We start from the raw sequence: 14,673 nt of genomic DNA, 5'->3' as shown, positions 1-14,673 counted from the left end.
ACGTAATTAGGCGGCAAATAATACCAGAGCCAGGCACCAGTGCAAGATGTCGCTTGCACCGGCTGTCGTCTGCTAGGCTCGTGCGACCTCCCTCGATGAAGACTGCTGCGTGCCTGACGTCATTCTGCGCCTCGCCCTGCCCTCGCCCCTGCGCCGCCTGTTCGACTACCGAGCGACCGCCGCGATGGCGCGCCAGACCCTGACCCCGGGCATGCGCTTGCGCGTGCCGTTCGGACGCCGCGAAATGATCGGTGTGCTGGTGGAAGTCGTCTCCCAGAGCGAAGTGCCTGCCGACAAGCTCAAGTACGCCAGCGAGCTGCTGGACCTCGAGTCCCCTCTTCCCCCAGCCCTGTTCAAGCTGTGCCTGTGGACCGCCCACTATTATCAGCACGCCCTGGGCGACACGCTGAGCTGGGCATTGCCTGTACTGCTGCGCCAGGGCGAAGCGGCCGAGGTGCGCCAGGAGCGTTTCTGGCACGTCACCCCCGGTGCGCGCCTGGACGACCCGCGCATCGCCCGTGCACCCCGGCAAAAGGAATCGTTGCAGACCCTGGCCCAGCATCCCCACGGCGTGGCCCACAGCCTGCTGAGCAAACTGGCGCTGAACAAGGACAGCCTCGACCTGCTGCTGGCCAAGGAGCTGGTGCAGGTCGAGGTGCGCCGTCACCTGCCGCCGCCGCGGCACGAGCACTGGCTGGCCCAGCCGGAGCTGCCGCTCAACGAAGAGCAGCGCGCCGCCTTCGAGGCCGTGCGTTCGGGCCTGGACAGCTATCACGCGTTCCTGCTGGCCGGGGTCACCGGCAGCGGCAAGACCGAGGTCTACCTGCAACTGATCCGCGAAACCCTGGAAGCCGGCAAGCAAGCGCTGATCCTGATTCCGGAGATCAACCTCGGCCCGCAGACCCTGGCGCGCTTCGAGCAGCGCTTCAACGCCCGCATCGCCCTGCTGCACTCGGCGGTCAACGACCGCGAACGTCTGGATGCCTGGCTGGCGGCCCGCGATGGCGAGGCCGACATCATCATCGGCACCCGCTCGGCGCTGTTCACGCCAATGAAGCATCCGGGCCTGATCATCGTCGACGAGGAGCACGACGGCTCCTACAAGCAGCAGGAAGGCCTGCGCTATCACGCCCGCGACCTCGCCGTGGTGCGTGCGCATCAGGAAAACATTCCGATCCTGCTGGGTTCGGCGACGCCTTCGCTGGAAAGCCTGCACAACGCCTACACCGGCCGCTATGGGCTGCTGCGCATGCAGCAACGCGCCGGTGGCGCCCGCGCGCCGCGGTTCATGCGCCTGGATGTGCGCAGCCTGCCCCTGGACAGCGGCATCAGCGGGCCTCTGCAACAGGCCATCGGCCAGACCCTGGCGGCCGGCCAGCAGGTCCTGGTGTTCCTCAACCGTCGCGGCTTCGCCCCGACCCTGCTGTGCCACGATTGCGGCTGGCTGTCCGAATGCCCGCGCTGCGATGCACGCATGACCGTGCACCAGCGCTCGGGGCTGCTGCGCTGCCATCACTGCGGTTTCGAGGAGCGCCTGCCGCTGCAATGCCCGCAGTGCGCCCATGTCGACCTGCGCCCGGTCGGCGCCGGCACCGAGCGCGCCGAGGAACGCCTGAAGACCTTGTTCCCCGACTACCCGGTGCTGCGCGTGGACCGCGACAGCACCTCGCGCAAGGACGCCATGCAGCAGCTGTTCACCACCATCCAGCGCGGCCAGCCGAGCATTCTGGTCGGCACGCAGATGCTCGCCAAAGGCCATCATTTCCCACGGGTGACCCTGGTGGCGATTCTCGACGCCGATGGCGGGCTGTTCTCCGGCGATTTCCGCGCCAGCGAGCGCATGGCGCAGTTGATCGTGCAGGTCGCCGGGCGCGCGGGACGCGCCGAGGAGCCTGGCAAGGTGATCGTGCAGACCCACCTGGCAGAGCACCCGCTGCTGGTACAGTTGACCGAGCAGGGCTACTTCGCCTTCGCCGAGCAGGCCCTGAGCGAACGCCGGGCCGCAGGACTGCCCCCTTTCGCGCACCTGGCGCTGCTGCGCGCCGAGGCGCACAAGCCGGGCCAGGCGGAGGGCTTTCTCGACGAAGCCTGCGCGGCGGCCGAGCGCCTGCTGGCCCAGTTCGCCCTGCAAGGCATCGAACTGCTCGGCCCGGTGCCGGCACCCATGGAGCGGCGAGCCGGGCGTTACCGCGCCCAATTTCTGCTCCAGGCCAGCGCCCGCGCGCCGCTGCACCGGTTGATCAGCGCCCTGCTGCTGGAGATCGAGCAGCTGCCTTCGGGGCGGCAGGTGCGCTGGTCGATGGATGTCGACCCGGTCGATCTCTATTGAACGACGCACCTGCGCTGGCCGCGCGGGTCCCTGGCGCTTGCCACTTGCCGCTACGTGCTTGAGCCACAGGGCTCAAGCACGGATAATGCCCAGTTTTTCCACCTGCGCATCGAAGCGCTCACCGCGCTTGCGGTCGAAAAGAGAACCCGATGAAAGACACCATCCGTCAGCTGATCCAGCAAGCCCTTGCCCAACTCGTCACCGACGGTGTGCTGCCTGAAGGGTTGTCGCCATCGATCCAGGTGGAAAACGCCCGTGACAAGACCCACGGCGACTTCGCCAGCAATATCGCCATGATGCTGGCCAAGCCGGCCGGCATGAAGCCTCGCGATCTGGCCGAGAAGCTGATCGCCGCGCTGCCGATTAGCACTGAAGTCAGCAAGGTGGAGATCGCCGGTCCCGGCTTCCTCAACTTCTTCCAGAACACCGATGCGCTGGCCCAGCGCCTGGGCGCGGCACTGGCCGACCCGCATCTGGGCGTACGCAAGGCGGGTGCTGCGGAAAAAGTGGTGGTCGACCTGTCGGCCCCCAACCTGGCCAAGGAAATGCACGTCGGCCATCTGCGCTCGACCATCATCGGCGACAGCGTCGCGCGGGTGCTCGAGTTCCTCGGTGACAGGGTGATCCGCCAGAACCACGTCGGCGACTGGGGCACCCAGTTCGGCATGCTGCTGGCCTACTTGCAGGAAAATCCGATCACCAGCGACGAGCTGTCGGACCTGGAGAACTTCTACCGCGCGGCGAAGAAGCGTTTCGACGAGTCCGAAGACTTCGCCACCCGTGCCCGCGGCCTGGTGGTCAAGCTGCAGGCTGGCGATCCCGAGTGCCTGGCCCTGTGGACACGTTTCAAGGACATCTCGCTGTCGCACTGCCAGAAAACCTACGAGCTGCTCAACGTCAAGCTGACCATGGCCGACGTGATGGGCGAGAGCGCCTACAACGACGACCTGGCCCAGGTGGTCGCCGACCTCAAGGCCTCTGGTCTGCTGGTCGAGAGCCAGGGTGCCCAGTGCGTGTTCCTCGACGAGTTCAAGAACAGCGAAGGCGACCCCCTGCCGGTGATCGTGCAGAAAGCCGACGGTGGTTACCTCTATGCCACCACTGACCTGGCTGCCGTACGCTACCGCAGCAATGTGCTGAAGGCCGACCGCGCCCTGTACTTCGTCGACCAGCGCCAGGCTCTGCACTTCAACCAGGTGTTCGAGGTCGCCCGTCGCGCCGGCTTCGTCGGCCACCCGATGAAAATGGAGCACATGGGCTTCGGCACCATGAACGGCGCCGACGGTCGTCCGTTCAAGACCCGTGACGGCGGCACCGTGAAGCTGGTCGACCTGCTGACCGAAGCCAAGGAGCGCGCCTATGCGCTGGTCAAGGAAAAGAACCCGGACCTGAGCGAAGACGAACTGCGCCGCATCGGCGAGGTGGTGGGCATCGGCGCGGTGAAATATGCCGACCTGTCCAAGCACCGCACCAGCGACTACAGCTTCAACTTCGAGCTGATGCTCAACTTCGAAGGCAACACCGCGCCCTACCTGCTGTACGCCTACACCCGTGTGGCTGGCGTGTTCCGCAAGCTGGGCAAGCGCTTCGAGCAGGCCGAAGGCGACATCCTGTTGCAGGCCCCCCACGAGCAGGACCTGGCCGCCCGCCTGGCGCAGTTCGGCGAAGTGCTCAACGCCGTCGCTGACAAAGGCACGCCGCACGTGCTGTGCAGCTACCTCTACGACCTGGCGGGTCTGTTCTCCAGCTTCTACGAACACTGCCCGATTCTTTCCGCAGACACCGCCGAGCAGCAGCAAAGCCGTCTGCGTCTCGCCGCGCTGACCGGCCGCACCCTCAAGCAGGGTCTGGATCTGCTCGGCCTGGAAACCCTGGAGCGCATGTAAGTTGGCCGCCAAGAAAAAACCCGCACCCAAGCGCGGCGCCAGTCGCCACCAGCCGCCTGCCAAGCAGCCGATCCCTGGCTGGATCTGGCTGGCGATCGGCCTCACCATAGGCGCCTTCGTGGTGTTCCTGATGAAGCTCGAACCGGGCGGTGACGACATCAAGCGTGCCAAGCCAGAGCAGCAGAAGCCAGCGAAGATCGCCGAGGCCGGCAAAGCCACCACGGCCACGACGCCGCAGCCGATCAAGCCCAAGTACGATTTCTACACCTTGCTGCCGGAATCGGAGGTGATCGTGCCGCCGGAGGCAGTGCCGGAGAAGACGCCGCCGGTGCCTGCCCAGCCGACCACACCGGTCACCCCGGCCGAGGCGGCGAAGATCGACACCGCACGCGCCCAGGCGGCACTGTCTGGCCAGACGCCACCACCAGCGCCACCGGTGATCAAGCCGGCCGCCACCACACAGTATTTCCTGCAGGCCGGCTCGTTCCGCAAGCAGGCCGATGCCGACAAGGTGCGGGCGCAGATCATCCTGCTGGGCCAGGTGGTGAAGGTGGAGTCTGGCACGGTGAAGGACGAGACCTGGTACCGCGTGCTGGTCGGGCCATTCAGCAACCGCGAACAATTGACCGTGGCGCAGAAGCAATTGGCCGGTGCCGGCTTCAGCAACCTGCTGTTGCAGCAGCGCCAGACCCGCCAGTGAACCCAAGGCCCTGCCGCATCGCGACAGGGCCTTTTTTCATACCCGCTCGCGATTGATCGTGGAGATCTGGCTGTTGAGTGTCCAGAAGTCGTACAGCACGCCCAGCAGGAACAACCCGCCGGTGAAGAAGTAGACGATGGCGCTGATCCACTTACCCTGGTACAGGCGATGGATGCCGAAGATCCCCAGGAACGTCAGCAGCAGCCAGGCCACCGAGTAGTTCACCGGGCCGGGTTGAAAGCGCAGGTCGGCTTCACGATCCATGGACGGGATCAGAAACAGGTCGATCAGCCAGCCGATGCCCAGCAGCCCCAGGGTCAAGAACCAGATCGTGCCGGTGATGGGCTTGCCGTAGTAGAAACGATGGGAGCCGGTGAAGCCGAAGATCCACAACAGGTAGCCGATCACCTTGCTGTGGGTATCGTGCAACGGCGCACCCTGTTCGTATGTATTCATGCTGTTACCTCGCGGGATAGCCGAAAATTTTCTTGAGAGCGATGTGACTTTCAGGTGATGTCCCGACGTATGGTAATCGCCGAGACGACCAACGGATCAGTTTTTGATCGAAAAGCTGTTATAAAGTTGCGCGCCAACCTTCATAACCATCATAAGAGCTTCATCTATGCCGCCTTCTTTCAAGACATGGCTGACCCTCTGCCTTTTGTTACCCCTGGCCGCCCACGCCACCAACCGTGAGCAAAGACTTCCCAACGGCTTCACCGGCTACACCACCAACGCCGATGCAACCGTCCAACGCAGCCCCGTCAAGCACGTCGCCCTGCACGCACGTCCTGGCAATGCCGCCAAACGTCCTGCACCGAAGGTCGCCGCCGCAGCGCCCAAGCAGAGCAGCCAGGTGCTCAGCCGTGCGGTCAACGCGCTTGGCACGCCTTATCGCTGGGGCGGCACCACGCCCGGTAAGGGCCTGGACTGCAGCGGCCTGGTCAAATACGCCTTCAACGACGTGGCCAATCTCGACCTGCCGCGTTCCTCCACGGCCATGGCCCAGGGCCATGGCGTGAAGGTCGAGCGCAAGGACCTCAAACCGGGCGATCTGATTTTCTTCAACATCAAGAGCCGGCAGGTCAACCATGTCGCCATCTATCTGGGCAACGAGCGCTTCATCCACGCGCCGCGCACCGGCAAGCGGGTGACCATCGACAGCCTGGACAAGCCCTACTGGCAGCAGCACTACGTGGTCGCCAAGCGCGTACTGCCCAAGGAACAGCAAGCTCTGCGGCTGGCCAAGCGCTGAGTCCGCCCTGCCCTGCCCTTCCTGGCGGATTACGCCTGGATAGGGCCGCAGGGTTGAGCTAGCCCAGTACCACCCCGCCTGCCTGCAAACGTCGTCGCGCCTCCTCCATCGTCACCATGCCTTGCGCTGCGCCAGCCTGCATCGCCGACTGCAACTGGGCCACGCGCCCTTCACGGATCAGGTTGCGTACCGCGGGGCTGGCCACCAGCACCTCTCGCACCGCCACTCGCCCGCCACCCACACGGCGGACCAGCGCTTGCGCCACCACCAGTTGCAGGCAGTCAGCGAGCAGGGCGCGGATCAGCGATTTCTCCTCGCCCGCGAACACGTCCACCAGCCGATCGATACTGCCCGCGGCCGTGCGGGTATGGACGGTGGCCAGCACCAGGTGCCCGGTCTGCGCCGCGCGCAGAGCCAGGCGAATGCTGTCCAGGTCACGCAGTTCGCCGATCATGATCACGTCCGGGTCCTGGCGCAGCGCGCTGCGCAGGCCTTGGGCGAAATCCTGGCTGTGGCGACCGATCTCGCGCTGGGTGATGAGCCCGCAGCCGGAGCGGTGGAGAAACTCCAGCGGATCTTCCAGGGTGATGGTGTGCCCGCCGCGATCGCGCGCCAGCTGCGCGATCAGGGCGGCCAGGGTGCTGGACTTGCCGCTGCCGGTCGCGCCGCCCACCAGCACCAGGCCGCCCTCACACCGAGAAACTTCTTGATACACATCATCGAGCGCCAGCGCTTCGACCGTGGGAACGTCCGCGGCGATCAGGCGGGCACTGGCGGCAAGGCCATGGTATTGCCTGAACAGGCTCAGGCGGGCACGCCCGAAGGCCGCGCAGTCGATGGCCAGGTCCACCTCGTCCCCGCTCAGCCACTGCGCCCGCAGGGCATCGCTCAGCCAGGGCGCCAGACCCCGCATCAGCGCCTCGTCACATAGGCGCTCCTGCTCCAGGCGCTGCAATTCGCCGTCCAGGCGCCACAGCGGCGCCTGGCTCGCGACCAAGTGTACATCCGATGCCCCGGCCTTCACGGCCCGGGCCAGCAGGTCGGTCACATCCATGAGACTCCCCAAAGGCCATCAAGCAGGTAGAATGCCGCACATCACTGAGCTGCCGGCATCGATCCATGTCCACCCTAGCAGACAACCTCCACGCCATCCGCACCCGCATCGACACCGCTGCCCATGCCTGCGGACGGCAGGCGGACAGCGTGCAGTTGCTGGCGGTCAGCAAGACCAAGCCCGCCGAGGCCATCGCCGAACTGCACGGCGCAGGGGTGCGCGACTTTGGCGAGAACTACCTGCAGGAGGCGCTGGCCAAGCAAGGCCAATTGTCCGCCCTGCCCTTGATCTGGCACTTCATCGGCCCCATCCAGTCGAACAAGACCAAGGCGATTGCCGAACATTTCGATTGGGTACACAGCGTGGATCGTCTGAAGATCGCCCAGCGCCTGAGCGAGCAACGCCCGGCCGGGCTGGCGCCGTTGAACGTCTGCCTGCAGGTGAACGTCAGCGGCGAGGACAGCAAGTCCGGCTGTACGCCAGCGCAGCTTCCGGCGCTGGCCCAGGCCGTGGCCGGGTTGCCCAACCTGCGCCTGCGCGGGCTGATGGCGATCCCCGAGCCCACCGACGATGCCGCGGATCAGCGCGCCGCCTTCGGCCTGCTGCGCCAGTTGCAGGCCTCCCTGGACCTGGGCCTGGACACGCTGTCCATGGGCATGAGCCACGACCTGGAAGCGGCGATTACCGAGGGCGCCACCTGGGTGCGCATCGGTACCGCGCTGTTCGGCGCTCGCGACTACGGCAACGCCTGATTCCATGCTTCATTCACTCTTCCCCTCAAGGACCTGACATGAGCAAGACGCGTATCGCCTTCATCGGCGCGGGCAACATGGCGGCCAGCCTGATCGGCGGCCTGCGGGCCCAAGGCCTGGACGCGGCGCAGATTCGCGCCAGCGATCCAGGTGCCGACAGCCGCGCCCGGATCCAGGCCGAACACGGCATCGAGACGTTCGACGACAACGCCCAGGCCATCGACGGCATGGACGTCATCGTTCTGGCGGTCAAGCCACAGGTGATGAAGGCCGTTTGCGAGAGCCTGAAGCCGAGCCTGAAGGCTGGCCAGCTGGTGGTCTCGATCGCCGCCGGCATCACCTGCCAAAGCCTGCAGCAATGGCTCGGGCAGGTGCCGGTTGTGCGCTGCATGCCCAACACGCCATCGCTGCTGCGCCAAGGTGCCAGCGGCCTGTACGCCACCGCGCAGGTCAGCGCCGAGCAGCGCGAACAGGCCGAACAGTTGCTGCGCGCCGTGGGCAGCGCCCTGTGGCTGGAGCACGAGCAGCAGCTCGATGCGGTGACCGCCGTATCCGGTAGCGGCCCGGCCTATTTCTTCCTGCTGATCGAGGCCATGACCGCCGCGGGCGAAAAGCTCGGCCTGCCGCGTGAGGTAGCCTCGCAACTGACCCTGCAAACCGCACTGGGCGCTGCGCACATGGCCGTCTCCAGCGAGGTCGATGCGGCCGAGCTGCGCCGGCGTGTCACCTCGCCGGCCGGCACCACCGAAGCGGCGATCACATCGTTCCAGGCCAACGGCTTCGAAGCCGTGGTCGAGCAGGCGCTGAAGGCTGCGGCCCGGCGCTCGGCCGAACTGGCCGAACAACTGGGCAAATGAGGAGTCCTCGATGAATGCACTGTCCGACGCCGCGATCTTCGTGGTGCAATCGCTGGTCAGCCTGTACCTGGTGATCGTCCTGCTGCGCTTCGTGCTGCAACTGGTCAAGGCCAACTTCTACAACCCGCTGAGCCAGTTCGCCGTGCGTGCCACCCAGCCGCTGCTCAAGCCCATCCGCCGCATCGTGCCGAGCATCGCTGGCCTGGATACCTCCTCGCTGCTGTTGGCGATCGTGATCCAGGCGCTGCTGATGGCCTTCGTGCTGATGCTCAAGTACGGCACTTTCGGCGACCTGCCGCACTTGCTGATCTGGGCGATCCTGGGCGTCACTTCGCTGTTCCTGAAGATTTTCTGGGTAGCGATGATCGTCATGGTCATCGTCTCCTGGATCGCCCCCAACAGCCACAACCCCGCCGCCGAGCTGGCCTACCAGATCAGCGAGCCAGTGCTGGCGCCTTTCCGTCGCCTGCTGCCGAACATGGGCGGGCTGGATATCTCGCCGATCTTCGCCTTCCTGGCCATCCAGGTGGTCCAGTCGTTCCTGATGCCGCAACTGGCGGCCTACGCCGGCATGCCCGATCTGCTGTGGCGACTGATCTGACCTCCCTCGCCCCCCAGCGGCAGCCATCGCTTGCCGCTGGGGGTAGCGCTCTTTAGACTTACGCCTCCGTCAAGCGTGAGCAGGGCCGATGTCCACTGTCTTTCCCGAAGATTCCGTCGGTCTGGTAACCCCCCAGATCGCCCGGTTCGATGAACCGCTGACGCTGGCCGGCGGTCGCGCCCTGGCCGGCTACGAGCTGGTGTACGAAACCTATGGCACGCTCAATGCCAGTGCCAGCAATGCGGTGCTGATCTGCCACGCGTTGTCCGGCCATCACCATGCTGCCGGCTACCACAGCCCCGACGAGCGCAAGCCTGGCTGGTGGGACAGCTGCATCGGCCCCGGCAAACCCATCGACACCAACCGCTTCTTCGTGGTCAGCCTGAACAACCTGGGGGGTTGCAACGGCAGTACCGGCCCGAGCAGCCTCAATCCGGCCACCGGCAAGCCGTATGGCGCCGATTTCCCGGTGCTCACGGTCGAAGACTGGGTGCACAGCCAGGCACGCCTGGCCGATCGCCTGGGCGTGCAGCAATGGGCCGCGGTGGTCGGTGGCAGCCTGGGCGGCATGCAGGCGCTGCAGTGGACCATCACCTATCCCGAGCGCGTGCGCCATTGTGTCGACATCGCCTCGGCGCCCAAGCTGTCGGCGCAGAACATCGCCTTCAACGAAGTGGCACGCCAGGCCATCCTCACCGACCCCGAGTTCCACGGCGGCTCGTTCCAGCACCAGGGCGTGATTCCCAAGCGCGGGTTGATGCTGGCACGCATGGTCGGCCACATCACCTACCTGTCCGACGATTCCATGGGCGAGAAATTCGGCCGCGAACTCAAGAGCGACAAGCTCAACTACGACTTCCACAGCGTCGAGTTCCAGGTCGAGAGCTACCTGCGCTACCAAGGCGAGGAGTTTTCCGGCCGTTTCGACGCCAACACCTACCTGCTGATGACCAAGGCGCTGGACTACTTCGATCCGGCCGCCGCCCATGGCGGCGATCTGGCGGCCACGCTGGCGGGGGTCACGGCGGACTACTGCATCATGTCGTTCACCACCGACTGGCGCTTCTCGCCCGCGCGCTCGCGGGAGATCGTCGACGCCCTGATGGCCGCCCGCAAGAACGTGTGCTACCTGGAGATCGATGCGCCCTACGGCCACGACGCCTTCCTGATTCCCACGCCGCGCTACACCCAGGGCTTCACGAACTACATGAATCGCATCGTCATCTGAGGACCCCATGAGAGCCGACCTGGAAATCATCCACGACTGGATCCCTGCCGGCAGCCGGGTACTCGACCTGGGCTGCGGTAGCGGCGAGCTGCTGGCCTCGTTGCGCGATCGCAAGCAGGTCACCGGCTACGGTTTGGAAATCGACGCCGAGAACATCGCCGCCTGCGTGGCCAAGGGCGTCAACGTCATCGAGCAGGACCTGGACAAGGGCCTGGGCAACTTCGCCAGCAACAGCTTCGACGTGGTCGTGATGACTCAGGCCCTGCAGGCCGTGGAGTATCCCGACCGCATTCTCGACGAAATGCTGCGCGTCGGTCGCCAGTGCATCATCACCTTCCCCAACTTCGGTCACTGGCGCTGCCGCTGGTACCTGGCGACCAAGGGCCGCATGCCCGTGTCGGACTTCATGCCCTACACCTGGTACAACACGCCGAACATCCACTTCTGCACCTTCGAGGATTTCGAGAACCTGTGCCGCGAACGCGACGCCAAGGTGCTCGACCGCCTGGCCGTGGACAACCTCCACCGCAATGGCTGGGGCGGCCGGCTGTGGCCTAATCTGTTGGGGGAAATCGGTATCTATCGGGTCAGCAGCCCTGGTTTGCAGGAGCACCAGGTGGCGGTCTGACCGACTATCGGAGCAATGCCATGATGCGTCGACTCGCCCTCATGCTGATCACCCTGTGCCTGGCGCTGCCCGCCTGGGCCGCGGACGCGGCCCGCCCCGAGCGCAAGCAGGCCTTCGGTGACGTCACCGTGCATTACAACGCCTTTCCCTCCGGCACATTGACGCCCGAGGTCGCCCAGGCCAGCGGCATAGTGCGCAGCAAGGCCCTGGGCGTGCTCAACCTGACCCTGCTCAAGGCCGGCAAGCCGGTCACCGCAGTGGTCGGTGGCAAGGTCAAGGACCTCGCTGGCAGCGCCAGTGCGCTGTCGTTCAGGCAGGTGACCAGCGCCGGCGGCGTATCCTATATAGCCCAGTTCAAGACCGAGCAGGCGCAGACCCTGGTCTTCGACCTGCAGTTCGAGGTCGGCGGCATCAGCCACGACCTGCAATTCAACCAGGACGTATTCCCAGGCGAATGATGAACATCCAGCAACTCGTATTGGCCAGCCACAACGCCGGCAAGCTCAAGGAACTCCAGGCCATGCTCGGCGGCGCCGTTCAGCTTCGCTCGATCGGCGAATTCAGCCAGGTGGAGCCGGAGGAAACCGGCCTGTCGTTCGTCGAGAACGCCATCCTCAAGGCGCGCAATGCCGCACGCCTGAGCGGCCTGCCGGCGCTGGCCGACGACTCGGGTCTGGCGGTCGACGCCCTGGGTGGCGCACCCGGCATCTATTCGGCTCGCTATGCCGATGGAAAAGGCGATGCAGCCAACAACGCCAAGCTGCTGGAGGCCCTCATGGAGGTGCCCGAGGCCGAGCGTGGCGCCCAGTTCGTGTGCGTGCTGGCGCTGGTGCGCCACGCCGACGATCCGCTGCCGATCCTGTGCGAAGGGCTGTGGCACGGCCGGATCCTTTTCGCCGCCAGCGGCGCTCACGGTTTCGGCTATGACCCACTGTTCTGGGTGCCCGAGCGCAACTGCTCCAGCGCCGACCTGGCGCCCCTGGAAAAGAACCAGCTCAGCCACCGCGCCCGCGCCGTGGCCCTGCTGCGCCAGCGCCTGGGACTGGCATGAGCGCAACGCCTTCTCCGAGCGCCACGCAGCCCAGACTACCCGTGCTGCCACCGCTGTCGCTGTACATCCATATTCCCTGGTGCGTGCGCAAGTGCCCCTATTGCGACTTCAACTCGCACCAGGCCGGTCCTGCCCTGCCGGAAGAGGCCTACATCGACGCCCTGCTCGCGGATCTGGAGCTGGAGTTGCCGGTGGTGCAGGGTCGGGCGATCAGCACGATCTTCTTCGGCGGCGGAACGCCCAGCCTGTTCAGCGCACAGGCCCTGGGCCGGCTGCTGCGCGGCATCGAGCAGCGCATCGCCTTCGCGGCCGATATCGAGATCACTCTGGAAGCCAACCCCGGCACGTTCGAACAGGACAAGTTCAAGGCCTACCGGCAGACTGGCATCAACCGCCTGTCCATCGGCGTACAGAGCTTCCAGCCGCAGAAGCTGGAGAAGCTCGGGCGCATCCACAATGGCGAGGAGGCGGTGCGCGCGGCCGACATGGCCCGTGTGGCAGGTTTCGACAATTTCAACCTGGACCTCATGCACGGCCTGCCGGAGCAGTCGCTGGACGAAGCCCTGGACGACCTGCGCCAGGCCATCGCCCTGGGCCCCACGCACCTGTCCTGGTATCAGCTGACCCTGGAGCCGAACACCGTGTTCTGGAACCAGCCGCCCATGCTGCCCGAGGACGACATTCTCTGGGACATCCAGGAAGCCGGCCAGGCCCTGATGGCCGAGCACGGCTACCAGCAATATGAAGTCTCGGCCTATGCCCTGCCCGGGCGCCCGGCGCGTCACAATCTCAATTACTGGCGTTTCGGCGACTTCATCGGCATCGGTGCAGGTGCCCATGGCAAGCTGTCGTTTCCCGATGGCCGCATTCTGCGGACCTGGAAGACCCGCCTGCCCAAGGATTACCTCGACCCTGCCAAGCCGTTCAAGGCCGGGGAGAAGCTGCTCCCCGCCGATGAGCTGCCGTTCGAGTTCCTGATCAACGCCCTGCGCCTGACCGAGGGGGTGGAGGCCGAGCTGTTCACCCAACGCACGGGCCTGCCGCTGGCGCAGTTGGCCGAGCCCCGCCGTCGCGCCGAACAAAGGGGCCTTTTGCAGGTCGAACCGAAGCGGCTTGCAGCCACGCCACAGGGCCAGCTGTTCCTCAACGATCTGCTGCAGTACTTCTTGAATTAAGGATGACCCATGGACCTGGTACTTGACCTGCTCTCGACCGTTTCCCGCTGGAGCCGCAGCAACCTATCGGAAATTTCCCTGGCGCTGGTGGGCTGTCTGCTGGTGCTGTTCGGAACCGACATCAAAGGCTGGGTCGAGCAGCGCCTGGGCGGGCTGGCCGGTGCCTTTCGGGTGCCGTTCATGGCGCTACTGGTGATGATCGGCAGCGGCGCCGCGTTGATCTATGCCACGCCCTGGGTGGTGAAGGCATTGGCGCAGTTCAACAACTATGCCCTGGCGCCGGTGCTGCTGGTGGTACTGGTGCTGATCGGCGTGGTGGCGGACCGACGCGGCTGAGCCGTCGAGCCCTGAAAAAGATTCCTCATGGATTGCCGGGAAAGTGGTTCTTGATCTTCGTGAAGAAGCATTTGCCATCTTGGCAGCCGTAAGCCATCCGTTTGATCGCCTTGATTCGGTTGATTGCGGGCGGGCTTGTCATGGCGAAGGCGCTTGGCCTCATCGCCTCTAACACGATCAATCACTTCTCGGCCATAGTTGGCGGCCCTGTGGGACAGGTCATAGATCCCGCGTGTTTGCGAACGATGACTGCCCCCAATAGAGCACGCACGTATTATATCGTGCATAAGTACGCCGGTTTTTTGATGTGTTTGCTCGCCCGAGCATCATCTATCAAATCGGCATTCTTGTTTTTGTCTTTCCCGAAACTCTATAAGTGAGCCAGTAAAAAGCGGACAAAGACAAATACTAGTTTACACTTTTGCACTCAACGAACTAGTCAGTTCACCTGCATATTTTTAGGTGGGCCACGAGGCTGCTGGTACTTTATTAATATCAGAATCCAATGTTTGTGAAATTTCCTACGAGTTATTCAGAAGTGGCAACTCAATTATTAGTTGATATTTATAAATATCACGAGGAGATTCTGCTATTGCTAAGGGCCGATGCGCTATATGCACGGCCTGATCAGCCAAAGCGAAAGCGGCATGTGCTGCACCCACTGCACGCCTGGTTCGCGCCCGGCTGCGCTCCCACAGGCGCATCTTCCCATACAACCCCGCTCACTTCGCCAGGGACCTCTCATGCTCGACCTGAAAACCCTGCTGGACATCAATCGGCAGAACTGCGAGGCCCTGCAAGAGCCCCTTCACAGGGGGCCG

At 64.8% G+C, this 14,673-nt stretch carries 15 protein-coding genes; 13 read left to right on the top strand and 2 right to left on the bottom strand.

What is annotated here, in order from left to right; genetic code table 11:
• Positions 1-109: 109 nt before the first annotated feature.
• From IAE34_RS18065 to IAE34_RS18055, 3 genes are all read left to right on the top strand, one after another.
• A complete protein-coding gene (locus IAE34_RS18065; RefSeq protein ID WP_200140342.1) occupies positions 110-2,329 on the top strand; it encodes a primosomal protein N' in 2,220 nt (739 codons plus the stop codon).
• A 149-nt stretch (positions 2,330-2,478) separates the two neighbouring features.
• The gene (gene argS / locus IAE34_RS18060) at positions 2,479-4,215 is read left to right on the top strand and encodes an arginine--tRNA ligase (protein WP_200140341.1); all 1,737 of its coding nucleotides are present in this window, start codon (positions 2,479-2,481) and stop codon (positions 4,213-4,215) included.
• A 1-nt stretch (position 4,216) separates the two neighbouring features.
• Positions 4,217-4,915, top strand: coding sequence for an SPOR domain-containing protein (locus IAE34_RS18055; protein ID WP_200140340.1), 699 nt, complete (start codon positions 4,217-4,219; stop codon positions 4,913-4,915).
• Between the two features lie 36 nt (positions 4,916-4,951).
• Here IAE34_RS18055 and IAE34_RS18050 read toward each other — a convergent pair whose 3' ends face one another.
• Positions 4,952-5,371 carry an NINE protein gene (locus IAE34_RS18050; protein ID WP_200140339.1) on the bottom strand — a complete coding sequence of 140 codons (420 nt, stop codon included), beginning with the start codon at positions 5,369-5,371 and terminating at the stop codon, positions 4,952-4,954.
• A 166-nt stretch (positions 5,372-5,537) separates the two neighbouring features.
• On the opposite strand from IAE34_RS18050, the gene IAE34_RS18045 reads away from it, so the two are divergent.
• Positions 5,538-6,170: a C40 family peptidase gene (locus IAE34_RS18045; protein WP_200140338.1), complete on the top strand. Its 633-nt coding sequence runs from the start codon at positions 5,538-5,540 to the stop codon at positions 6,168-6,170.
• A gap of 58 nt (positions 6,171-6,228) precedes the next feature.
• Here IAE34_RS18045 and IAE34_RS18040 read toward each other — a convergent pair whose 3' ends face one another.
• Positions 6,229-7,224: a type IV pilus twitching motility protein PilT gene (locus IAE34_RS18040; RefSeq protein WP_200140337.1), complete on the bottom strand. Its 996-nt coding sequence runs from the start codon at positions 7,222-7,224 to the stop codon at positions 6,229-6,231.
• 65 nt (positions 7,225-7,289) lie between these two features.
• Between IAE34_RS18040 and IAE34_RS18035 the strand changes: the two genes are divergently transcribed.
• The 9 genes from IAE34_RS18035 (at position 7,290) to IAE34_RS17995 (ending at position 13,852) form a co-directional block, all read left to right on the top strand.
• Complete coding sequence (locus tag IAE34_RS18035; protein WP_200140336.1) at positions 7,290-7,976, top strand: YggS family pyridoxal phosphate-dependent enzyme; 687 nt, start codon at positions 7,290-7,292, stop codon at positions 7,974-7,976.
• A gap of 38 nt (positions 7,977-8,014) precedes the next feature.
• Entirely contained in the window at positions 8,015-8,833 is an 819-nt protein-coding gene (gene proC / locus IAE34_RS18030; protein WP_200140335.1) for a pyrroline-5-carboxylate reductase, read from the top strand.
• Positions 8,834-8,843: 10 nt separating this feature from the next.
• A complete protein-coding gene (locus IAE34_RS18025) occupies positions 8,844-9,434 on the top strand; it encodes a YggT family protein (protein WP_200140334.1) in 591 nt (196 codons plus the stop codon).
• Between the two features lie 88 nt (positions 9,435-9,522).
• Positions 9,523-10,662 (top strand): homoserine O-succinyltransferase MetX, encoded by a 1,140-nt coding sequence (gene metX / locus IAE34_RS18020; protein WP_200140333.1) that lies wholly within the window; start codon positions 9,523-9,525, stop codon positions 10,660-10,662.
• A gap of 7 nt (positions 10,663-10,669) precedes the next feature.
• Complete coding sequence (gene metW, locus IAE34_RS18015) at positions 10,670-11,290, top strand: methionine biosynthesis protein MetW (RefSeq protein WP_200140332.1); 621 nt, start codon at positions 10,670-10,672, stop codon at positions 11,288-11,290.
• Between the two features lie 23 nt (positions 11,291-11,313).
• Positions 11,314-11,748: a DUF4426 domain-containing protein gene (locus IAE34_RS18010; RefSeq protein ID WP_200140412.1), complete on the top strand. Its 435-nt coding sequence runs from the start codon at positions 11,314-11,316 to the stop codon at positions 11,746-11,748.
• Positions 11,745-12,341 (top strand): RdgB/HAM1 family non-canonical purine NTP pyrophosphatase, encoded by a 597-nt coding sequence (gene rdgB, locus IAE34_RS18005; protein ID WP_200140331.1) that lies wholly within the window; start codon positions 11,745-11,747, stop codon positions 12,339-12,341. Before IAE34_RS18010 ends, rdgB begins: the two co-directional genes overlap by 4 nt.
• The gene (hemW, locus tag IAE34_RS18000; RefSeq protein WP_200140330.1) at positions 12,338-13,516 is read left to right on the top strand and encodes a radical SAM family heme chaperone HemW; all 1,179 of its coding nucleotides are present in this window, start codon (positions 12,338-12,340) and stop codon (positions 13,514-13,516) included. Before rdgB ends, hemW begins: the two co-directional genes overlap by 4 nt.
• Before the next feature lie 9 nt (positions 13,517-13,525).
• A complete protein-coding gene (locus tag IAE34_RS17995) occupies positions 13,526-13,852 on the top strand; it encodes a DUF3392 family protein (RefSeq protein WP_200140329.1) in 327 nt (108 codons plus the stop codon).
• The last annotated feature ends 821 nt before the right edge of the window (positions 13,853-14,673 follow it).

This window comes from Pseudomonas sp. S30 (genome assembly GCF_016518545.1).
Lineage (GTDB): Bacteria > Pseudomonadota > Gammaproteobacteria > Pseudomonadales > Pseudomonadaceae > Aquipseudomonas.
The sequence above is the reverse complement of the archived record's forward strand: the minus strand, read 5'-3'. Positions and strand labels throughout refer to the sequence as shown.